Annotated in this window: 22 protein-coding genes; 12 read left to right on the top strand and 10 right to left on the bottom strand. The window is 41.0% G+C overall.

Annotated features, from left to right (window positions below):
• Nucleotides 1–53 precede the first annotated feature (53 nt).
• The 3 genes from IPZ60_RS09480 to IPZ60_RS09470 all read left to right on the top strand — a co-directional run bounded on the left by IPZ60_RS09480 (nucleotide 54) and on the right by IPZ60_RS09470 (nucleotide 3064).
• Complete coding sequence (locus IPZ60_RS09480; protein ID WP_194197544.1) at nucleotides 54–1220, top strand: nucleotide sugar dehydrogenase; 1167 nt, start codon at nucleotides 54–56, stop codon at nucleotides 1218–1220.
• Nucleotides 1220–2233, top strand: a complete 1014-nt coding sequence (locus tag IPZ60_RS09475; protein WP_194197543.1) for an NAD-dependent epimerase — start codon at nucleotides 1220–1222, stop codon at nucleotides 2231–2233. The genes IPZ60_RS09480 and IPZ60_RS09475 overlap by 1 nt, the downstream gene beginning before the upstream one ends.
• A gap of 63 nt (nucleotides 2234–2296) precedes the next feature.
• On the top strand, nucleotides 2297–3064 hold the full coding sequence (locus IPZ60_RS09470; protein ID WP_194197542.1) for a hypothetical protein: 768 nt from the start codon (nucleotides 2297–2299) through the stop codon (nucleotides 3062–3064).
• Here IPZ60_RS09470 and IPZ60_RS14320 read toward each other — a convergent pair.
• The 7 genes from IPZ60_RS14320 to glnE form a co-directional block, all read right to left on the bottom strand.
• Nucleotides 3061–4125, bottom strand: a complete 1065-nt coding sequence (locus tag IPZ60_RS14320; protein ID WP_320108730.1) for a glycosyltransferase — start codon at nucleotides 4123–4125, stop codon at nucleotides 3061–3063. The two genes, IPZ60_RS09470 and IPZ60_RS14320, sit on opposite strands and share 4 nt — an antisense overlap.
• 120 nt (nucleotides 4126–4245) lie before the next feature.
• Nucleotides 4246–5373 carry a glycosyltransferase gene (locus IPZ60_RS09460; RefSeq protein WP_227669314.1) on the bottom strand — a complete coding sequence of 376 codons (1128 nt, stop codon included), beginning with the start codon at nucleotides 5371–5373 and terminating at the stop codon, nucleotides 4246–4248.
• Nucleotides 5374–5899: 526 nt separating this feature from the next.
• The gene (locus IPZ60_RS09455) at nucleotides 5900–6706 is read right to left on the bottom strand and encodes a glycosyltransferase family 25 protein (protein ID WP_194197541.1); all 807 of its coding nucleotides are present in this window, start codon (nucleotides 6704–6706) and stop codon (nucleotides 5900–5902) included.
• 32 nt (nucleotides 6707–6738) lie between these two features.
• Nucleotides 6739–7611 carry a glycosyltransferase gene (locus IPZ60_RS09450; protein ID WP_194197540.1) on the bottom strand — a complete coding sequence of 291 codons (873 nt, stop codon included), beginning with the start codon at nucleotides 7609–7611 and terminating at the stop codon, nucleotides 6739–6741.
• Nucleotides 7612–7719: 108 nt separating this feature from the next.
• Nucleotides 7720–8556 carry a glycosyl transferase gene (locus tag IPZ60_RS09445; protein WP_194197539.1) on the bottom strand — a complete coding sequence of 279 codons (837 nt, stop codon included), beginning with the start codon at nucleotides 8554–8556 and terminating at the stop codon, nucleotides 7720–7722.
• 108 nt (nucleotides 8557–8664) lie between these two features.
• On the bottom strand, nucleotides 8665–9594 hold the full coding sequence (locus IPZ60_RS09440) for a branched-chain amino acid transaminase (protein WP_194197538.1): 930 nt from the start codon (nucleotides 9592–9594) through the stop codon (nucleotides 8665–8667).
• 261 nt (nucleotides 9595–9855) lie between these two features.
• A complete protein-coding gene (gene glnE / locus IPZ60_RS09435) occupies nucleotides 9856–12723 on the bottom strand; it encodes a bifunctional [glutamate--ammonia ligase]-adenylyl-L-tyrosine phosphorylase/[glutamate--ammonia-ligase] adenylyltransferase (protein WP_194197537.1) in 2868 nt (955 codons plus the stop codon).
• A gap of 217 nt (nucleotides 12724–12940) precedes the next feature.
• Here glnE and tusD point away from each other — a divergent pair, with 217 nt between their 5' ends.
• The 4 genes from tusD to IPZ60_RS09415 all read left to right on the top strand — a co-directional run bounded on the left by tusD (nucleotide 12941) and on the right by IPZ60_RS09415 (nucleotide 14483).
• On the top strand, nucleotides 12941–13357 hold the full coding sequence (gene tusD / locus IPZ60_RS09430; RefSeq protein ID WP_194197536.1) for a sulfurtransferase complex subunit TusD: 417 nt from the start codon (nucleotides 12941–12943) through the stop codon (nucleotides 13355–13357).
• 88 nt (nucleotides 13358–13445) lie between these two features.
• On the top strand, nucleotides 13446–13769 hold the full coding sequence (locus IPZ60_RS09425) for a hypothetical protein (RefSeq protein ID WP_194197535.1): 324 nt from the start codon (nucleotides 13446–13448) through the stop codon (nucleotides 13767–13769).
• Nucleotides 13770–13791: 22 nt separating this feature from the next.
• A complete protein-coding gene (locus IPZ60_RS09420) occupies nucleotides 13792–14121 on the top strand; it encodes a hypothetical protein (protein WP_110922924.1) in 330 nt (109 codons plus the stop codon).
• Nucleotides 14122–14150: 29 nt separating this feature from the next.
• On the top strand, nucleotides 14151–14483 hold the full coding sequence (locus tag IPZ60_RS09415; RefSeq protein WP_227669323.1) for a TusE/DsrC/DsvC family sulfur relay protein: 333 nt from the start codon (nucleotides 14151–14153) through the stop codon (nucleotides 14481–14483).
• Between the two features lie 196 nt (nucleotides 14484–14679).
• On the opposite strand, the gene IPZ60_RS09410 is transcribed toward IPZ60_RS09415, so the two are convergent.
• Nucleotides 14680–15252: a tRNA (cytidine(34)-2'-O)-methyltransferase gene (locus IPZ60_RS09410; protein ID WP_194197533.1), complete on the bottom strand. Its 573-nt coding sequence runs from the start codon at nucleotides 15250–15252 to the stop codon at nucleotides 14680–14682.
• Between the two features lie 260 nt (nucleotides 15253–15512).
• On the opposite strand from IPZ60_RS09410, the gene IPZ60_RS09405 reads away from it, so the two are divergent.
• Nucleotides 15513–15653 (top strand): entericidin A/B family lipoprotein, encoded by a 141-nt coding sequence (locus IPZ60_RS09405; RefSeq protein WP_068035587.1) that lies wholly within the window; start codon nucleotides 15513–15515, stop codon nucleotides 15651–15653.
• A 108-nt stretch (nucleotides 15654–15761) separates the two neighbouring features.
• Here the strand turns inward: IPZ60_RS09405 and hemW are convergent, their stop codons facing one another.
• Nucleotides 15762–17090 (bottom strand): radical SAM family heme chaperone HemW, encoded by a 1329-nt coding sequence (gene hemW, locus IPZ60_RS09400; RefSeq protein ID WP_194197532.1) that lies wholly within the window; start codon nucleotides 17088–17090, stop codon nucleotides 15762–15764.
• A 236-nt stretch (nucleotides 17091–17326) separates the two neighbouring features.
• Here hemW and IPZ60_RS09395 point away from each other — a divergent pair, with 236 nt between their 5' ends.
• The 4 genes from IPZ60_RS09395 to accC all read left to right on the top strand — a co-directional run bounded on the left by IPZ60_RS09395 (nucleotide 17327) and on the right by accC (nucleotide 21823).
• Nucleotides 17327–17800, top strand: coding sequence for an EVE domain-containing protein (locus tag IPZ60_RS09395; protein WP_194197531.1), 474 nt, complete (start codon nucleotides 17327–17329; stop codon nucleotides 17798–17800).
• A 350-nt stretch (nucleotides 17801–18150) separates the two neighbouring features.
• Nucleotides 18151–19518: an MATE family efflux transporter gene (locus IPZ60_RS09390; protein ID WP_194197530.1), complete on the top strand. Its 1368-nt coding sequence runs from the start codon at nucleotides 18151–18153 to the stop codon at nucleotides 19516–19518.
• Between the two features lie 358 nt (nucleotides 19519–19876).
• Nucleotides 19877–20305 carry an acetyl-CoA carboxylase biotin carboxyl carrier protein gene (accB, locus tag IPZ60_RS09385; RefSeq protein ID WP_110922931.1) on the top strand — a complete coding sequence of 143 codons (429 nt, stop codon included), beginning with the start codon at nucleotides 19877–19879 and terminating at the stop codon, nucleotides 20303–20305.
• 156 nt (nucleotides 20306–20461) lie between these two features.
• A complete protein-coding gene (gene accC, locus IPZ60_RS09380; RefSeq protein ID WP_110922932.1) occupies nucleotides 20462–21823 on the top strand; it encodes an acetyl-CoA carboxylase biotin carboxylase subunit in 1362 nt (453 codons plus the stop codon).
• Nucleotides 21824–21995: 172 nt separating this feature from the next.
• On the opposite strand, the gene IPZ60_RS09375 is transcribed toward accC, so the two are convergent.
• On the bottom strand, nucleotides 21996–22616 hold the full coding sequence (locus IPZ60_RS09375; RefSeq protein WP_194197529.1) for a hypothetical protein: 621 nt from the start codon (nucleotides 22614–22616) through the stop codon (nucleotides 21996–21998).
• Between the last annotated feature and the right edge of the window lie 28 nt (nucleotides 22617–22644).

The following is a 22644-nucleotide window of genomic DNA, read 5'->3' as shown; positions in this document are numbered from 1 at the left end:
GTGCCCAATCTTGGTATAAAACAATAAAAGCTTAAAAATTATTTGGATATATTATGAAAATAGCAGTAGTAGGTACAGGTTATGTCGGCCTATCAAATGCAATGCTGCTAGCACAGCATAATGACGTTATTGCAGTGGATATTGTCCCTGAAAAAATTGACCTATTAAATGCAAAGCAGTCCCCTATTGAAGATACGGACATTGAAGATTTTTTATCCAATAAAAATCTAAATTTTTCTGCAACACTTGACGCGAAAACAGCTTACCAGGATGCTGACTTTATCATTATAGCCACGCCAACCGACTATGATGTTAAAACCAATTACTTTAATACGTCAACTGTAGAAGCCGTGATTGAGCAAGTGCTGTTGGTAAATCAGCAAGCAACTATTATCATAAAATCTACTGTGCCAGTAGGATATACGGCAGATATTAGAGAACGTTATGCGACTGACCGTATTATTTTTTCGCCTGAGTTTTTACGAGAAGGCCAAGCACTACACGATAATCTATATCCTTCTAGAATCATTGTAGGTGAGCAGTCGGAGCAAGCAACGGTATTCGCAAATTTACTACTTGAAGGCGCAATTAAAAAAGAAGTGCCTCTCCTTTTTGTAGCATCAACTGAAGCAGAAGCTATTAAGTTGTTCTCAAACACTTATCTTGCTATGCGCGTAGCCTATTTCAATGAACTCGACACGTATGCACAGACATTTGGACTAGATACCAAGCAAATCATTGAAGGTATTGGTTTAGACCCGCGTATAGGCAATCATTATAACAATCCATCATTTGGCTATGGTGGTTACTGCCTACCTAAGGATACTAAGCAACTATTGGCCAATTATGATGAAGTACCAAGCAACCTCATCAAAGCGATTGTTGACTCCAATAGAACCCGTAAAGATTTTATTGCCGATAAAATTATCGAAAAAAATCCTAGGATCGTGGGCATACATAGATTGGTTATGAAAAATGGCTCGGACAACTTTAGAGCGTCTGCCATTCAAGGTATCATGAAACGTATTAAAGCAAAGGGCATCGAGGTTGTCGTATACGAGCCTGTATTGGAAGAAAAAGAGTTTTTTAATTCACGAGTAATTAATGACTTAGAAGCTTTTAAATCAATGAGTGATGTGATTGTTGCCAACCGCTTATCTGCTGATATAAAAGATGTAGCAGATAAAGTGTTCACTAGAGACTTATTTGGGAGCGATTAATGAGAGTTTTAATCACTGGAGCAGCAGGATTTATTGGCTTTCACTTAATAAACACACTGTTGACGGCAAATATTGGTAATGACAATTGTTCGATTGTAGGCATTGATAACCTCAACGACTATTATGACATAGGCCTAAAAGAAGAACGTTTGGGCATACTCAGTGAACACATAGCGGCTACAGCATTTACGTTTATTCAATTAGACTTGGCTGACCGCGAGGCCATGTCAACTCTCTTTTCAGATTATCAGTTCGACGTGGTTATTAACTTAGGTGCCCAAGCGGGTGTACGCTACTCTATTGAAAACCCGAATGCCTATGTTGATTCTAATGTAGTCGGATTTGTAAATGTGCTCGAAGGCTGTCGCCATAACAAAGTAAAGCATCTGATTTATGCCAGCTCTAGCTCTGTCTATGGTATGAACACCAAACAGCCTTTCACCACCACTGATTGTGTTGACTTCCCTATCAGCCTGTATGCGGCCACTAAGAAATCTAATGAACTGATGGCACACAGCTACAGCCACTTATATAACATTCCGACCACAGGGTTACGATTTTTTACCGTTTATGGGCCTTATGGCAGACCAGACATGGCATATTTTTCTTTTACCAAAAAAATACTGGCGGGTGAAACAATCGATGTATTCAACAATGGTGAGATGCAACGTGACTTCACCTATATTGATGATATTATTAAAGGCATTATGCAGATAATGGATAAAGTGCCAGCGCCACAGAAATCAACGGTTACCACAGCTACCGCGCCTTATAAGATTTATAATATCGGCAATAATCAGCCTATTACTTTACGCCGATTTATCACAGCTATTGAAAGTGCCTGCGGTAAAAAAGCGGAAGAAAACCTATTGCCTATGCAAGCAGGCGATGTGCCAATCACTTATGCCAATATAGATGCTTTGGTAGAGGATATTGGTTTTAAACCCAATACCAGTATTGAAGACGGCATCGAAAAGTTTGTCACTTGGTATAAGCAATACTACTCATACTAATATAAATGGTAATGCCAAAACTTAACGGCTACTTTTGTTTTTTGCTCGAAGGATTTTAATAACATGACCACATCATCGAACTGGCAAAAAAAACTGCTACTAGTATTTCGCAGTGAAAAAAGATTGAATGCGGGTAAGATTTTGAAAAATTATGATGGCAAAAGCTTTAACGAGATGAAAGAAACCACCATTACTGAAGCGCTGTGCGATATTGAAGCGCTAACAGATGAACGTAAAAGTACAGACTTAGAGATCCATTTAAATAACCTAAAGCATCAATCGTTGGGTGATTCTGAGCTCTGTTTTTATCACAATACGCTTGTTATATTGATGCGTCGCAAATACAGGACAGATAAAACGTTTGCTGAATTTGAGAGACTTTGGGAGGTAGAAAGCGATTATCTGTTAGAGCATCTCTCATTACGCTGGATTGTTTCAGCTTGCGATACTTTCATCGACTATTCAGATGACACTAATAGAGCTGCAATTCTGATGAATGTCATTACTCTAATGAATACCTTGAGGGTGCATGAGACCAAAAGTTTTTTACAGTTGAGTGCTAATACTGAGGTTATGCCACTACTGGATGAAAAAACTGAAAAACTTTATGCTGGGGATTTGCCACTATATGACGGGCTTACCTATTTTCGTATAGGTACGGACGATAGCTTAAGAAATATGCGTAAACGCTATAGTAAATTCCTTAAAGTCGACAAATTAGCGACGACTATACTATTAGCTGTATTCGAAAAACTACAAAATAATCAAAGTGCTTTTGCCACGCTAAGGCAATTACACAGAGATGATTGGTCTAAATGGTGGTTAGATTAGGCCTTTTCACCTACATTCTCACAATCAGAGGCGAACTCAATATATTTTTTGGCTATCGTGATAGGTAGCAACGCCTCATTAAATTCAGAATGAAATTGCTCTGGATTTTTCATTGCTAAGCTTAATTTAGCAGCAATAGCATCTATATCTCTCATTGGCATTAAGTTATTTTGAGGCAATAACTCACTTGGACCTGAAGGACAGTCGGTACTGATGACTGGTGTACCCAACACCTGAGACTCTGCAATGACCAAAGCAAACCCTTCCCAATCGGAAGTTAATACTTTAAACCGCGCATGTTTTATATAAGGGAAAGGGTTTTCATGGAAACCTAAAAAAACCACCTTCTTTTCTAAATTGAGTTCGACCACCAATTGCTCTATATCATTCTTAAGCTTGCCTTTACCTAAAAGCAATAAAGGCAGCGACTGATCTGTTTTGGCATAAGCTCTTAGCAGCACGTCATGACGTTTTGCCTCTTTAAAACTACCCACATGAATAATATAGTTCTGATACTCAGGAACGAACGCATCACCTAGTTTTCGAATACAATCTCTATCTATCGGGTTATGAATAGCTGCCATTGGTGTGATATCACCAAAATTTTCTAAAAAATCTTTTTTAACGCCGTTACTAACACATACGCAGCTATTCTTTGAGTAAATGTCAGAAAACGCTAGTTTTTTCTGCTCATCATCTAAATTTTTGAACTTGTATGATAATGATAGCGTAGTGTGAATCACATAGATAATATTGAGCATTTTGCTGTGGCTAAGAATATTATCCGCACGATCAAGGTTTGATAGGATAATATCCGGCTGACCAATTTTCTTTGAGACATATCTATCAACCACACCTGAAAAAAATTTGTCACGACGCTCTAGTTTTGGTATGAATTTATATTTCTTAAAGTTAATTAAATGATAATTTAGGTTCGGATTAAGATCATACTCTACCCGAGGCTTGAATCTTAAAACATGTACTTCATATCCCAACTCATAAAAGCCCTGCCCTAATGTAAGTACAACACGCTCAGCACCACCACCTTGTAGGCAGTTGATGACTAAAAGTATTTTTTCTTATTTTCTCTAGGTAAATTATTGCTTATGCTCATGGCATTGTTAGTCATTTTAAACTTTCTTAAAAGTGAGTATTTTGAGTATAAAGAGGATTTGACAGTATCACTTTATGACATCTGGTCTTTGAGAGAATTCTAGATATTTCTCAGCTATTTTGACTGGAAGCAGTGATTCATCAAACGGGGCATGAAACTGTTGTGGGTTGCTCATAGCCTGACGCATTTTTTCGGCAATGGCTTCAATATCTCCCATCGGCATCAAGTTGCTTTCAGGTAGCAGCTCACTCGGGCCTGACGGACAGTTGGTGCTTATAACTGGCGTACCTAGCACTAAAGCTTCAGCAATAACTAAAGCAAAGCCTTCCCAATCTGAAGTCAGTACCTTAAATTGTGCATGTTTGATATAAGGAAAAGGATTTTCGTGAAAGCCTAAAAACACCACCTTATTTTCTAGTTTTAACGCTGTGACTAAATTCTCTATCTCATTTTTATGCTTGCCTTGGCCTAAGAGCAACAACGGCATAGATTGATCAGTCTTTGCGTAGGCTTTTATCAATACATCGTGACGCTTCGCATCTTTGAAGCTTCCTACATGAATAATATAGTTCTGATATTCAGGAACAAAAGCGTTGGCCTGTTTTTGAATATTGTCTCTATCAATCGGATTGTGGATGGCTGCCGTTGGTGTGATATTGCCAAAGCTTTTGATGAAATCCTTTTCAGCACCCTCACTCACACAGACACAAGGATGTTTAGAATAAATCTCGACCATTTTTCTTTTTAATTGCTCAGCATCTTGATTTTTATTGAACTTGTAAAGCAGCGATACGGTGTTATGAATGATATAGGTGATGTTTGGTAGCTTACTATTACTCAAAATACTGTCCGCACGATCAAGATTAGAAAGTATCATGTCAGGCTGACCGATATTTTGTGAAACATACTTATCGACAGAACGCGCAAAAATCTTATCACGCCTTTCGGATCCTGGTATGAGCTTGTAAGGTTTAAATTTGAGCACATGATAATGAAGGTCTGGACTCAACTCATACTCTACCAATGGTTTGAATCTTAGAATATGTACTTCATAGCCCAATTCATAAAACCCTTGACCTAACGTCAATACCACACGCTCCGCACCGCCGCCTTGAAGACAGTTAATTACCAGCAATACCTTTTTTTTAAGTTTGGTCTTGTTCATTTTTTGCGCTGAAATGACATTGTTAGTCATAAAGAATCCTATAAACTTAATTCAAAATAGCTTAACTCTGTTAGGTTTATTTTACTATAATATTTGTAATACGACATTGTGTTATTGAATGCCGCCAATTATAAGCCCTAGCTAGAAACAGAAATTTGTAGAGGACGATCAATAATCATTTGATGGCTTGACTTAATTTAGGCTTAGAAACGATGATACCTTTTGTAATATGCGTAGACGATATAAACAGTTTTGCCAACTCCGCACTTTTTCCGGTCGAATTCTATTGAATATATTCAATCGACTTCAGTATATGAGCACTGCATTTACATTAGCAAAATCACTGCATGGTGAGAACAGTATTTAGTGGGAAGACCCTAACAACCTATGAGTTCGGCAGTTTCACGCTGACAAAATTATATTGTAACAAATAAAATACTTGTATACTGCTCTTGCACATTAAATATTGGTAGGATGATCTAAGGTATGATGACTATCATGTTTTGTCATTTGTTTAGACTATACGTTTAAGCGTTAATTCTCAGATAGCCTATTATTATCTAAAAGTTAGTTTTAGTGCTTTAACCCCTTTTAATTTAAGGTTGATTTTATCAACAGTATTGCTAAGTTGTTTAGTTAATCGCTTTCCTTCTTTAAATACCTTACTGACAATTGTTTTCTCAGTTTTAGGCGTTCCAAACCTGATTTTTCTTTCAGACTCAAGATAACTTGTGAGAGGTGTAGTGAGGTTATGACGTTGACTTTGAATACAAATTGCAGGCACAATCTGATATATATTGGCTGCGTAGCTATGTAGAAAATCACCAAAAACAATATGATCGACAGGAATTAGTTGGTCATAATTTCTCACTATATCTAGTAAAGTGTGCGCCGTTTCGAGTGTTATAACATAACCAGCACAGCCTGTATGCTTTGTCGCTAGTTTTACAAGATTTCTGTCACCAATTTGTAAGCTTTTAGCGCTTCCGCTAATGTTAATGGTTTTATTATAAACTTCAAGTTTTAATATATGAGCGTCATCAGGCTTCCATTCTGAAATATTATTCAAATAAAATTCTGAATCTTCACCAAGATAAACATCATCTTCAAAAATGCAAACGTAAGGATAGTTGTTATCCACTGCTAACTGCCAAATGCTCGCGTGACTCAAAAAACAAGCAATTTCGTTTTTTCCTAATAGCGTATTCGCAATTGATATATTTAATTCTCTCGCGATAGCATCAATTTGAGTGGCGTCGATTGCATCAAAAAATTCATAAGGAATATTTTTATTTTCAAACTGCTCTGCGATGTGCTGCCTTCTATCTTGGGCATCTTCTAAACTAATAATGAGCTTTTTCATTAAACCCTCGAAAGTTCTTAGTCAGCAAGAGATTAATTTTTTAATAATCTTGCGAAAAATGATTTTTTTTTATGCTTCTCAGCACGCGTGACTTTATTACCAGTATAACCTTGTTGAGATTTTTTTGGAAAACTACCGAAAGGTTCAATTCGATAACTGTCTAAATGATATCCAGCGGCAAGCGCTTCATTATAATACTCATCAAAAAGGTCGACCAAATCTTGTCTTGGATGCGGCATTATTTCACCATCGAACCAATGCTTGATGCCTTCCTTGCTCACTCTGGGTAACGAATATTTGTGACTGAATTGCGTTCCCATATCTGAGTAATGCAAGACTTTGATGTCCTCTATCGCTAAGTCTTCACCATCAATGCAGTTATAGCTGTCTTGATAAGACTCAATCAGCTGAGTATTTTTCTTGAATACCGCCATCATTTCTTTGTGGCTTTTAGGGTCTTTTTTGAGTTTCTCGATAGGTAAAATGACAGACTTTGCAGCTTCACAATCCCAAACGCAAGTACATAACCGAGTCATATCAGCATTCGTTTTAGCCGCTACTATGGACTGTCCTTCAATAGGATGCTGCCATAATTTTGCTAAATCATCTAAAACAACGACGTCAGCATCCATATAGATCGCACGTCCAGAATAATTGCAATACTCTGGAATCGCCCATCTAAAACCTGAAAAAGGCGTTGACCACTTGGTGGTATCCCAGCCTTTACCAGTTTCAGGGTTAGAATACCAATAACTATCAGGGTCACGTGAGAGCTGCATCCACACTATTTCTACTGGCACACTGGTATGTTTATGGATACTATAATCTAGAACCATCATCTGCTCTAGATCACAGTTATTTGGGTCACAGCCTACAAAGACTCTGATGGTATCGTTTGTTTTCATAGTTCTATCCGTTCACTAAAAAATACTCTAGCCTTAGTTATTTACAAGGCTATAAAACATCAGTGTTAATTACGTCTAATGTGATAATACTCAGATATAGAGCTAAGCCTACTCCTTCCAGTATTTCTCAATCCAAGTTACTGGCAAGATAAAGTGGCGTAAATGTCGTAAAGGGCGTTTCAAGTTTTTGGGCTCAGTAATTCTTTTCAAATGATCTTTAGCATTATTAGCCGCATTTTTATTATACATGCCATCAATTGCATGCGTAGGGTATAAATCACCAGGGAAAATAACCAGACGAGCACCTTTAGGAATCTTTGGTTCTTTAAAGTAGTTAAACGGGAAAGGTTGACGACACTTACGTCTAAAGTGCGCCACCCATGCCTTTGGAAACAGCTTCACGCCACCTGGTGCGTTACGAGTGACAAAACGCTGCTCAAAACGATACTCATCAGCGATACCTTGTGGATCCGCCTTAAATTTTTCTTGTAGTGAAACAAGCGAACCTATCTGGAATCTGAAACAAGAAGTCTGTCCCAAACGCTCCAACGGGTTGCTCGGGTTATAAGATAAAATAACATCCTCCGGCTTGCCATACTCAAAGAAAGGATCGAGGCTATCGACGATAATCACATCCAAGTCTACAAACAGTACTGTACCGGTTAAATCGCCAAGCTTTTCACCCCATAAACGAGATTTTGGCCACTTACCTAGTGTATTGGTTGGCATAGTGACATCTAACGGCGGCAATGCTTGGCATTCGATTTCTGGACGCACATCGGTGGTATCGTCTGTAAAGCACACAAAACGAAATGGCGGCGTAATATTACGAGACACCATGCCATATAGTTTATTGGCATAATCAGCTCCGTACTTTGTACCCCATTTAATACAAATAATTTGTTTGATATTTTTATTATCTGCTGTATCAGAATCTATTGGCATTGACTGCTCACTTTAACGGTATGAATAAATATGATGGCTATATTAGCATAAAAAAAAGACTGAACAATTACGTTCAGTCTTTTTTAGTTTTTCAAAGTAACTGCATTGTTAATCAATAAAGCTTAACCAATCCATATATTGCTCATTGCGACCGTGTACTACATCAAAGTATAAAGTTTGTAGCTTTTCAGTCAAGGGTCCGCGGCCACCGTTACCGACCGTGCGATCATCATATTCACGAATAGGTGTCACTTCAGCAGCAGTACCTGTCATAAATATCTCATCCGCTAAGTAAAACTCATCACGAGTAATACGGCGCTCAACGACTTTAATACCTAGATCATCAGCGAACTGAATGATAGTACGGCGAGTGATACCATCTAGCGCACCACCAGCTAAGTCAGGAGTATGCAATACACCATCTTTCACTAAGAACAAGTTCTCGCCAGCACCTTGGCAAACGTAGCCCTGTGGATCCATCAAAATAGCTTCGTCATAGCCGTTACGAGTCACTTCTTGATTGGCCATGATAGACACTGGATAGTTACTTGAAGCTTTCGCCTTACACATCGTCACATTGGTCATATGATGTGTAAATGAAGACGTTTTCACGCGGATACCGTTTTTGATACCTTCGTCACCAAGATACGCACCCCAATGCCAAGCCGCAACCATCGCATTGATACTGTTATCACGCGAAGACAGACCTAGCTTTTCTGCACCAACCCAAATTAATGGACGGATATAGGCTTCTGCCAAGTTGTTTTGTTTGACCACATCTTTATGCGCTTGCTCTAGAGTCGCTGCATCGAACGGTACATCCATTTGAAATATTTTTGCAGATCCTAATAAACGCTCGGTATGCTCTTTTAGACGAAAAATAGCAGTACGATTATCCGCAGTTTGGTAAGCACGCACACCTTCAAATACAGCCATGCCATAATGCAAGCTGTGAGTCAGTACGTGAACTTTAGCATCTGGCTGCTCAATCATTGTGCCATTCATCCAAAGCTTACCGTCTTGTGTTGCCATGTTCATTTTGTAGTCCTTATGCTAGCGCTAACGTCTAACTTTTTTAAGTAGATTATATTTCATAGTATTTATCAACATCATATGATAACACCACTGCATCAAATTTTATTGCTAAAATTCAGCCTTATTGTCACTAATAAATGATGAAGAATTGCCAGTAGTATTACGATGTGTGACCGATTATATCACTGGCAGTCTTAGCAAATGAACTCTTTTGGTTTGGACATAGTAGGCTATTATTTATAGTTGAAAAACTGAATATCCATCCTACTCTTCATCTGCTGTATCGACGCCCATCAAATGTTTCCATTGGTCTTGTACTAAAGCCCGTGTTTCTTTCCATAACGACTCGTCAACCAACAATGATTGCTCTGACAATGCCAATTGATGGGTAGCTGCACGAATTCTTAGATAAGCATCTGTCAAATCTTGACAGACTTGCGCCTCCCAAATGCCAAGTAAGGCAACTTCCTCAAAGATACGGACGTTGTCACTCCATTTGGTCAAGCTTGGATGCTCATGCGAGTAAGCCAATACCGCAAATTGTGCTAGGAACTCAATATCGATTATCCCGCCTGCATCTTGTTTGAGATGGAACTTACCAGATTTCTGTTGCCATTGGTTGGTACCTAGATGCTTTTGCATCTTGATACGCATACTGGTGACTTCCGTACGTACCTGCTCTAGCGTACGCGGCAATGCCAGTACATTTCGGCGAATATCACAAAAGCGTGCTGTTACTCGTCTATCGCCACAAATCGCGCGAGCACGCACCAATGCTTGATGCTCCCATGACCATGCCTTATCTAGTTGGTACGTCTCAAAAGCATCACATGACACCACCATCATACCGGCGTTACCTGATGGGCGCAGACGCATATCAATCTCGTAAGCACGGCCATCTCGAGTTTGCGTATTGAGATAGTTCATTAATTTTTGTACCAGGCGCGCGGCAAACTTCATTCCACTGACAGACTTTTCGCCCGTGGTCATACCCTGCTCTTTTATCTTGTGTAAAAACACCAAATCCAAGTCTGAGGAATATGACAGCTCTAATCCACCAAGCTTACCGTAACCAATAATAGCAAAACCGCAATCCGCTTCGGTTACAGGATCGCCATCTTGGCCAATAGGATAGCCATAACGCCTGACTATCTCTGCAAAAGCTCGCTCTAATACAGCTTCTAGTACTACTGCAGCGATATAGGTCAAAGAGTCAGATACCTTCATAATCGGACGCGCAGCTAATATATCGCTAGCCGCTACCGCCAATATTTGGTTCTTTTTGAACAGCCGTACGACGCTGAGCAGTTTCTCTTCGTCATTAGGCTCTACGCGTAGTAATTGTTGACGTAGAATATCGCGTAGCTCACGTTTATCAGGCAAATGATGATAGCGCTGCTGTAAAAAAGTATCTAGCAGTACAGGATAGTGTGCCAGCTCTTTTGCAATCCAAGGACTGGCTGATAGCATCGGAATCAGCTCAATCGTTGCATTGGGGTTTTCTGCGATCATCACTAAGTAGATGGAACGACGACAAATCGCTTCAAGCAACGAGATAAGACGAGGCAACGCTGTATTCGCAAGTTGCTGCTGGTCCTGATGTGCCAACAGCGCGTGGACGATGACAGGATACGCATCATCTAGACGTTCTCTGGCTTCTTCACTTAAGTTGGCAACCAATTTTGACTGCCAAAAATTATCTAATAGATCTCGATTTTTTTCCGTGAGTACGTTGTCCAGTCGTGCAATCTGCTCATCAAGATCTTTTGGCTCAAGGCTAGCATCTTCCTGATCCGGCACTTGACGTTCGGTGACCATGCGCTCGAATGGAACATTTACATTATTTCGATGCTGATTGAGCGTGTTGAGTAGCGCAGCCCAGTCCTCGAACCCAAGTGTGATAGCCAGATTATATTGCCACTGTGTATCATGTGGTAAGCGCTGGGTCTGCTGATCATTAATCGCCTGAATCGCATGTTCAAGCCGGCGCAAAAACCGATACGCGGCTTGTAATTTCTTATAGGTCTCAAGCTCCAAATATTTAAGTTTATATAGTACCTTCATCGCGTCCAAACAGGATTTAATCTGCAGCTGAGGATGTCTTCCGCCATAAATCAACTGAAACGCTTGTACGATGAACTCAATATCTCTGATACCGCCTGCACCAAGCTTAATATTGTCTAAATCTTCACGCTGTGCCACTTGGTTTTGAATGAGAGACTTCATTTCTCTTAGTGCCGAAAAAGCACTGTAGTCGACATAGTAGCGAAAAACGAATGGCCTGATGAGCGCTTGTAACTCATCATAGAATGGCTGCTCTAACTGCCCGACTACGCGGGCTTTTAGCCAAGCAAAACGTTCCCATGCGCGGCCATGTTGAGAAAAGTATTTTTGCAGCGCTGACAAATGAATAGCCAAGTCGCTACCATCTCCCCACGGACGTAGACGCATATCCACGCGAAAGACAAAACCATCAGCCGTTGTATGATCAAGCAATTTAATAATGCCTTGACCCAATCGAGTCATAAAGCGCTTGTTGTCTATGCTACGAGTACCTTTGGCCTTATCACCATTGGTTTCACCACGTGCTTGATGGACAAAAATGAGATCGATATCACTAGATAAATTTAGCTCATGGGCACCAAGTTTTCCCATAGCCATGATGGCCATATCGTCGATTTGCACATTACCTTTGGCATCAATAAAAGTTGGTTCGCCATACTGCTTGATCAGATGCTGATAGGTATAATCTTTGGCAAAAGAGATACAACCCCCTGCAAACTCAGAGAGTTCATCAGTCAACTGCTCAAGTGAGATCAGCTGTAAGGCATCTTGCCAGATCCAACGCATCATCAGTAGAGTACGCAAATCACGTAATCCTTTCATTACCTTGTCTTCATCAGCGATCTGATAGTTCTCATCCAAAGTATAGTCTTGTATCAGATCATCGATTTGCTGGCGCGTTAAGGTATGATCTAATGGGTAGCTGCGCAAAAAAGTTTGGCATGAGACCGTACGGCTCTCCCAAATTTGATAAGCAAACTCACTCGCCGTCTGCAATACTTGCAGCTGCTCTACTGTAGGCTGATTATCTGTACCATGGGTCTCGCGTGAAGGCATAGCAGGTAACATAGGTAAATAAACTCCTTACATGGAATGATAAGACTACGTGAACCTAGCGCATAATATTAGCGTTTTTTCTTACGAGGTAGTCACCGAATCTGACAACCATACTAATATATGCCAGTATTTATGATAAAACCACTTTTAATCACACTGACGCGCTTTGCTTTTGAGCGCTTTATGGTAGCATAAACACCTTTAGCATTGACGATCGACAAGAATCCTTATGACAACCATGCCTCCTTTACTTCTGATTACCGCTGATCCCAGTCATCCACTTGGCTCTCTAGCGCTACGTTATGCTCGTGCTTATCTTAAAAACACTTCCAGCAAAGAAAATGCGAATAGCAGTGAAACGTTAAATGTCTTTTTTTATGGAGATGCTGCCCATACTGCCAACCGCCTACGCTGGCAGTCCGCAGAGCAAGTTGATTTGACCAAAGAATGGCAAAACCTTGCCGAGCAGTATCAATTATCGCTACCCGTCTGCGTCAGTACTGCTCTCAGTCGCGGGATTAGTGACACGGATAATAGCTCACGCCATCAGCTAAATGGTGACAATCTTGCAACAGGATTTTCGCTGGTCGGACTGAGTGAGCTTGCGATGATGATGCAAGAAGACTGCCGCCTGATTCAATTTTGACAACGCACCGTTTTGAGATATTTTGGCTTGGAAGATATGATTGCAAAGACGACAATCATCACGCAAGTAATCAGATTAGGATTTAACCATGAAATTATTAATTCAGTTGCATACGCCGACTGAAATGGCCAGCTATGAGGGCTGCGCACTTGCGCTAACGCTAGCGACCTTTGGTCATGACGTACAATTATATTTGGATGCACCTGTTTTTGGCCTATTGATGCAGTCTGAATCGCGTTTGCATGGCATGATTCAGTCACTTGAGCTATACGACATGCCAGCAGCTTGGCTGCCTGATGATGTATTCAGTGGTTGGGTCACGGGCATGCTGCCAACAGATTTGGCATCACAACTGACGTTGATACCAGAAGTCGTTAACTCACAAGACTTTGAGCAAATACTGACCTTTTAATTGAGCAGATAGGAAGAACCAAATGGCAACGTTATATCAATTGCATAGTCCAATGGATACACTGAGACGCGGTATTGACGAGATGTCACGCACGTGGCGCACTGGTGATAGCATTTTACTGCTAGGCACTACTGTTGCCTTTATCGACTGGTTGGACGCTTATTTGGGCGATATTGAGATTGATGGTATTGCTGGTATTTATGCACTCGCCGATGATGTCGCGCAGCTGACGACCAATACGACTCTCAAGCTTAATTTAGAGGCCAAATTGAGTAGAATATTGACAGACAACGAGTGGGTCGAACTGACTCAAGACACACAATTTGATAAAGTCGTGACCATTGCCTTATGAATAATGATAACGCTACTACCCCTGCCGTAATGCCTAGTAATACTGAAGTCAGTGTTGAATTAGATCAAGATGGTCATCTGTGTGATCATACTATCTGGACACCTAATATCGCACAGCAACTGGCCGACACGTTAGACGTCCAGTTGGAAGCTGAGCATTTTCAGATTTTACAACAAGTACGGGCGTTTTTTGCTAAATTCAATCATGCGCCAGCCACGCGCCCGCTGATTAAATGGCTGCAGAAAACCTTGCCTGAGCACGATATCAGTAATCAAAAACTACAGCAGCTATTTAAGACAGGTTTGGTCGCCCGCCATGTCAATCGTCTATCAGGCCTACCGAAGCCACCCAATTGTTTGTAATGGATGACTAACCACCATATCAAGTCACTCTGAACGTCGTTCTGAACAAAGCTACCTACCAAAAACACCTACTACTGGGGTGATTTTTTTCGCTTACTATGTTTGTTGCAAACAAAATCTGTTAAAAACTCATTCCTCTGTCCATAAAAGCACATTATAAAAGGAAGAGGTCCAACTATAATCAGCAAAAACAACGCTATTTAGGATCATATACCGTCAAGGTCTCATAACCGACACTACGTCCTTCATCACCAGCGAAGCCTTGCTGGCGCCATATCTCATATAGACATATCGCAACGCTGTTGGATAGGTTCAGACTGCGCGAATCAGCTAGCATAGGCAATCTTAACCAATTATCAGCACCAATATCTTCGCGTATATCATCTGCCAGACCTGCCGTTTCAGAACCAAATACCAATGCAATATTAGGCATCTGCTTAGGTATATGCGCGCCCTCTAAATTTTCACTAGTTTGTAGACCATTAAAGTCATAATCATAAAATGGTTTGCTCAACTTGGTAGTCAATGCTGTAACCACATGGCAATCAGCGACATTCAATGCCTCTCTTGCTGCTGTCCAGTCCTCATGTACTTGCAGATGTGCATATTCATGATAATCCAAACCTGCACGGCGGAGCTTCTTGTCATCAAGCTCAAACCCTAAAGGTCTGACTAAATGTAGCTGTGCCCCGCTATTGGCACACAAACGAATGATATTGCCCGTATTACTGGGCATTTTAGGGGCTACCAACACAATATGGATGGTCATACTAACTCCGTCAGTGGTCGAAACTTATTATTTGTGTTTATCATCGATAAGTAATCGAAAGTTACAGTTTACTGCCAATAATTACATTTTGATACTGTGCACCGTTTTTAACTTTCACTATGATGGCTGTAACGGATAGAGAGATGGTTATTACCTATAATTATCTCTCTATCTAATTAACCTTCAGTGAGTGTTAAGCATTACGCTTGGCATCGCTGTTATTATTTTTAACACTTCATTTATTTTTTGAGGATACTATTATGAAAAAAGTAATCATCGCATCTTTGACCGCTATGTTTGTACTAACTGGTTGTAACACTTTTAAAGGTCTAGGCCAAGACGTATCAAGCGCTGGTAATGCTGTTAGTGGTAGTGCTCAAGAAGTTCAAAACAAAATCTAAGTATTAATACGTTAGATATTTAAAAGGCTTATCATTTATTTGGTAAGCCTTTTTTTATTCCTTTATTTAATGCTTATCATGCTTTTGCACTACCATTGAAATATAGTGCTATAAAAACTCTCGTAATATCTGATTGAGATAACGCTGCCCTAATTCTGTTGGCTGTAACCGCTCAGCACTGTCTATCAACAGACCTTGAGCCACGAGCTTGTCTACTGATAAGGCAATACTCTTAGCGCTTAATCCTGTTCTCTCTTGAAACAATGACCAAGCTACCCCGCCATGTAGGCGCAGCGCATTTAGCATAAACTCACTGACCAGCTCATCATTATCAATTTCTTGCCAGCCCACCATCTTTGGGGTATTTTGGCTTGCGATAGATTGCTCATTAGCCTCTAAATGCCCTACATAGTCTTTCGGCAATCGCGACTTACTAAAACGATAAATGCCAGACTTTATTAACAGCTCGCTCTTTAGTGCTTTATTCGTTTCTGCTGTTTCGCTAGCTTTGTGATGCATCGTCGCTTTATGACTAATTGTCACTTTGCCATGCGCCCCAGCCCCAATAGCCAGATAATCCCCAAATTGCCAATAGTTGACATTGTGGCGGCAGGGCTTATCTAACTCCCCTGCCCAAGCAGACACTTCATAATTGTTATAGCCCAATTGTTGCAATAGTGCTTGACCCGCTTGTTCAATATCTGCCAAATTGTCTTCGTCTGGCAAAATAGGCTGACTACGATAAAACACGGTATTGGGCTCAATCGTCAGCTGATACCAAGAGATATGTGTCGCCCCTGCATCATGCGCCATTTGAATATCATCCAATGCTTCACTCATCGTTTGCTTCGGCAGCCCATGCATCAGATCGACATTGACGCGCTCAAAGCCAGCAGCACGTGCAGCATGAATGGCAGATAGGGCTTGAGCAGGATCGTGTATGCGTCCAAGCGTGGTCAACTTATCAGCAGCAAAGCTCTGTACACCAATCGACAGACGATTGATACCGACGTCTAGGTATTGAGCAAAGGGTGCATGCTCTAGCGTGCCAGGATTGGCTTCCATGGTCACTTCTATATCATCAGCGAATGTAAAGGTATTGCGTAAGCTAGCAAATAGTCGTCGATACTGTGCAATCGGTAATAGTGATGGCGTGCCTCCGCCGATAAATATTGAACTAATATCGCGCCCTTGGGCTAGTGATTGCTGCATGCTTGCATCTAGCAGCAGTGTATCTACGTATTCGTCATACATCGATATCTGACTGTCTATCGGTAGCTCATGCGAGTTAAAGTCGCAATAGGGACATTTTTTTACACACCATGGAATATGAATATATAGTGCTAATGGAATGGCACTCACTGCTATTTCACTAACAGTAAAGTCATTAGAGGTATCAGTGTGCTGTGAATCGTTAACGATATTGATATTTGACATAAAAGGATTTATCTATAAATGCGTTGCTGCTGTCATTAGCAGAAAGTAGCGCTAGGATAACGCCTAAATTCAGTAAAAAAAAGACTCTCTTAAAGAAAATCACTTCAATAACAAAACCAGTAACAAACACTCATGTTAACTACATTCTCTTATTGGCAAAATAGCTACTATTACCATCGGTTAACGGCTGGTGACAACGCCCCTAACAAAACCATAATAATTAACTGGATAAAAATATGGCTTACTGGTTGATGAAATCTAATCCAAAGTTTTTTGGTATTGAGGACTTGCAGCGTTTGAAAACGGACCGTTGGGATGGCGTACGTAATTATCGTGCCCGCAACTTTATGCGCGATGACATGAAAGTCGGTGACCAAGTTATTTTTTATCATTCTAGCGCCAAACCATCAGGTGTGGCTGGCATCATGACGATTAGCAAAGCGGGCTACCCTGATCCAACCCAGTTTCATCCTGAACATCGCCATTACGATCCTATTGCCACCGAAGATGAGCCACGCTGGTATATGGTAGATGTCAAATTTGAGCATGCCTTTACTGATGTCATACCACTACTAGATCTTAAGTTTTTGCCAGCGCTTGAAGATTCATTGTTACTTAAAAAAGGCTGTCAGCAGTTGACGGTTATTCCGCTAGAGCCAAAGCATTGGCAAGCGATTATGGACATAGCAGAGACACTGGATCTAATATAAAAGCGCATACTTTCCTTTCTTTATAGTTGTCTTGTATCCACCGTCAATGCGCGCCTCTGAAACATTGACATTATAGCCTAGCTTCTTTACCATCTTATTTATTTATGACCTGTCAATCCACCCTTTGGATTGACGGGTTATTTTTATTTTAGTGCCGTCACTTTTTTTCATACTCTATCTATCTACTTATGCAACATTATAGGCTTGCTCATATTATTTATCGGAGTATTATCGTCGGCACTATTCTTATCTAATTGTTTCGTCTTATCTCCCTGTCTCGCTATTAGTTTATTGATGGCAGGTTTTGCTCGTTCTTAATAAATACCGTAAAGAATAAAAAGTTGCTCACTATGGTTTTCCCATTATCCTTTAGAGATTTTAAAAGCTACAGCTTACGCTTAGGTGTGCTCGCGCTACCTATCTTGATTACTCAATTTTGCCAAGCGGCACTTGGCGTAGTCGACGCCATTATGGCAGGTCAAGTCTCTGCGCTCGATTTGGCGGCTGTTGCCGTTGGTTCTGGCATTTGGCTACCGTTATTTTTATTAGCCACTGGTATCTTGATTGCTACCACACCTCTCATTGGTGAGGCAATCGGTCAAAACAAGCATGACCAAGTACCTCATATCACACAACAATCCTTATGGACTGCTGGTGTCATTGGTATTATTGGCTTTATTGTGGTTAATTTGGCCCCAAACGTACTTGGAATCATGGGGGTACCTGAAAACATCCAGCCAATCGCCACGCAGTATTTGCATGGTGTCTCGTTTGGTTTCCCTGCACTAGCTGTCTATGCCGTCCTACGCAGTTATTGCGAAGCGCTTGGACGACCTGAGCCTGTCACCGTCATTAGTATCATTGGTCTACTGGCAGATATTCCGCTTAACTATATTTTTATTCATGGTTTATTCGGCATGCCTGAGATGGGCGGCGCAGGCTGCGGTGTCGCGACGGCCTTAGTATTATGGATAAATGTACTGCTACTTGCCGCTTATACCAGCTTCACTAAGCGACAACAGTTTGCCAGCACACGTTTTTTTTATGGTTTTGCCAGTCCTAATCGTGAACAGATCAAAAAACTACTGAAATTGGGCATTCCGATTGGTATCTCGATATTTTTTGAAGCCAGCTTATTTAGCTTAGGTGCCCTAGTTATCAGTCCCTTAGGTGAGATAGCAACAGCATCGCATCAAGTAGCATTGGCGGTAACCTCACAGCTATTTATGATACCCATATCAGTCGCCATGGCGCTGACTATTATGATATCCAATCGTTTCGGCGAAAAAAACCTAATGGCATTACGACAAGTACAAGCCACAGGGCTGATTTGGACCGTATTGATTGCCATTACTTGTATGATTGGAATCTGGCTATTTAGACCACAACTGGCAGCAGCATTTACTGACAATCCAGTGGTCAGAGCACAAGCTATGCACTTGCTCATCTTTGCACTGGCTTATCAGTTATTTGATGGCTGGCAAGTCAACATTGCTGGTATATTGCGCGGCATGCAAGACACGACCATACCAATGTGGGTCACGCTCTTCTGCTATTGGCTAGTTGCTCTACCGCTCGGTATTTACTTGGTACGTTTCACTGACGTTGGCGCCCAAGGGTTTTGGATGGCATTAATCACAGGGTTGTTTTTATCGTCTATTCTACTGACTCTGCGACTACGCTATCAACAGAGACGCTTAACGGCAAAGTGGGCTTAATAGACTATCTAAACCATGTTTATCTAACATATAGTTGCTCCAAACAATTTCGATACAAGGAAGCCGAGTGCAAGCGATACATTAGTATGGCTAATGAGAATGGCGATGTAGCGGATTTATATGGATTTAACTATAGTATCTGGTAACCATCACTGGCGCTATATGGTTACATAGACTATGATAAATCATTGAGCATTTCTTACGCATAACATATGCGTACGTCATAATATGTAAAAAATCTCAGTTAACAACTGTACATCGATTGCTCATTGACGTGAATATAGGTATCATTAGCAATTATCTGCACAATATTTAGTTACACTATTTCTCGAATTTAGTACAAGGCAAAATTAAAACTATGGATATTGAAAAAATACGCACTCTGATCGCACTCATGGAAGAAAGTGAACTGGTTAATTTAGAAATCAGCTCAGACGACGAACACATTAGTTTGACTCGTCACTATGATGCCCCTGCACCAACGATGATGGCTGCTCCTACTGCGAGCGCGGCTCCCATTGCTGCCGAAGCAAAACCAGCTGTAAAAGCCGGTAGCGTTGAGACATCACCAATGGTTGGCGTTTACTATTCAGCTCCTAGCCCTAATGACCCACCTTTCATTAAGGTTGGACAAAAGGTACAGGCGGGTGACACACTCGGTATCATTGAAGCCATGAAAATCATGAATCCGCTTGAAGCAACTCAAAGTGGCGTCATTGACGAAATCTTAGTCGACAACTCTGAAGTAGTACAGTTTGGCCAACCTATCGTACGCTACAAAGCATAACGATAACTTTCGCCACACTTTATCTCATTATGATTGAGACCTCGTTACCCTTTGGCATCTGAATTTAAGTTATAGTGCATTGACTATAATAGCTTAGGTTCATGATGCCAAAATAGCGACTCTATCAATGACTGCCGCTTCGACAAGGATGACCCCATGATAAAAAAACTGCTCATCGCCAATAGAGGTGAGATTGCCCTACGTATCGTTCGAGCTTGTAAAGCTCTTGGAATAGAGACCGTAGGTGTCTACTCCACGGCTGATGCTAACTTGATGCACCTGCGTTTTGTTGATGAGGCAATCTGTATTGGCAAACCTAATGCCAATCAAAGCTATCTTGATATCAATACTATTCTAACTGCTGCTGAAATCACTGGTGCCGATGCCATTCATCCTGGTTATGGCTTTTTATCAGAGAATGCTGAATTCGCTGAACAAGTTGAAGAAGCTGGTTTGACTTTTGTTGGTCCTAATGCTGATCATATCCGCTTAATGGGTAATAAAGTTTCTGCTATCAATGCCATGAAAAAAGCGGGTGTGCCTACCGTACCTGGTTCTGTTGGTGCTGTGACACTACATAACGCTGAAGAACAAGCACGCAATATCGGCTTTCCCCTATTGATCAAAGCAGCTTCTGGCGGCGGTGGTCGCGGTATGCGTGTCGTTGAACGCTTTGAAGAAGTGATCGGACAAGTACAAGCTGCCAAACAAGAAGCTGAGCTATGGTTTGGTGATGATACGGTCTATATGGAACGCTATCTACAAAACCCACGCCACGTAGAAGTACAGGTACTTGGTGACGGTAACGGTAACGCTATCCATCTATATGACCGTGATTGCTCATTACAACGTCGTCATCAAAAAGTACTGGAAGAAGCCCCTGCACCAGATATCCCTGACGACGTACGCGAGCCTATTTTAAGAGCCTGTGTCAAAGCATGCGAGCTCGTAAAATATCGCGGCGCGGGAACTTTTGAGTTTTTATTTGAAAACAACGAGTTCTTCTTTATTGAAATGAATACTCGTGTACAGGTTGAACATCCTGTGACCGAAATGATTACTGGCATTGATGTGGTCGTTGAGCAGCTTAAGATTGCAGCTGGTTATGGGTTGTCTTATCGTCAAAGCGAAATTGAAATCCAAGGCCACGCGATTGAATGTCGTATTAATGCTGAAGATGCTGCGACCTTTGTGCCTTGTCCTGGTACCGTTAGCCAATTGTTTGCGCCAAGTGGCTCAGGTGTGCGTTTTGACTCGCACCTATACCCTGGATATGAGATACCGACCTATTATGATTCATTGATCGGTAAGCTTATTTGCCATGGCCAAACACGTCAGCAAGCAATATCTAAAACGTTGCATGCACTCGATGAATTAGTGATTGAAGGTATCAAAACCAATATACCGCTACATCGTGATGTGATTTTGGCAGATGATAACTTTGTTCATGAAGCGCAAAATATTCATTATCTCGAAAGAGAGCTTTTGACTGCGAATAAAGAAAAAGCCAAGTCATAAGTTATTCAACTGACTCATAACCTAAAAAACCGCTATCTAAATAGATAGCGGTTTTTTTATTTGTACAAGTAATAGAGTTAGGTAAAGCGCTTGATGCTAGATAGCTATACTTTAATGCATATAGCCATATGTAGAAATCGATGAGCGGTGGTAGATGATAAACACCTGTTCTCTATGGCAACACTTTATGAAAATTCATAAAACATTCCTTTCCTTCAGGATCTGCACACCACTGCATCTGATTACCATCGTGATTCAAAAAAGCAATCAATGCTTCGCCAGTCTGGTCAACTTGATTACCAGAGCAGTCTATTTCATTATTATCAGAGACCGTTCTAATAGCAATGACTGGTAGCCCTTCCTCTCGGTGCGTGACCAAATAACGACTGTAAGTTCGCTCTTTACCGCTCACTGCCCACATCTCATTGTCAGCCCCAAAATTATACAGCTCGCGGCACTGATTTGGCTTTTTCGCAGATGCGCTCAATGTTGTATTCATATTAGGCTTGATATCAAAAACACGATTTTCACTTTGCGAGAAAATACCGCCCTCTATACTAGCCATTACTTTAGGCTCGGTACTTTCCGCCTGTTGGGAAGATTTCAGCGTATCTTGCTCCGCTTTGGCTTCTTTTGTCATCGTAATTGGACTATCTAAGTCGATCTCCCATTGTCCTGCAATAGCTGGACTAATATGGGTAGTAATGGTCGGCTTAGTGATAATTTCACCATTTGCTGGCACTGAAGCCAGAATAGATGCCAATGTCACTGAAGCAAAGGATAGAGGTTCCATGATTAACCTTATGTTTATATTAATATAA

The sequence above is a fragment of the Psychrobacter sp. NG25 genome (assembly GCF_015234355.1).
In the GTDB taxonomy this organism is placed as follows: domain Bacteria; phylum Pseudomonadota; class Gammaproteobacteria; order Pseudomonadales; family Moraxellaceae; genus Psychrobacter.
Note: the sequence above shows the minus strand (reverse complement) of the source record. Positions and strands in the feature narration are given on the sequence as shown.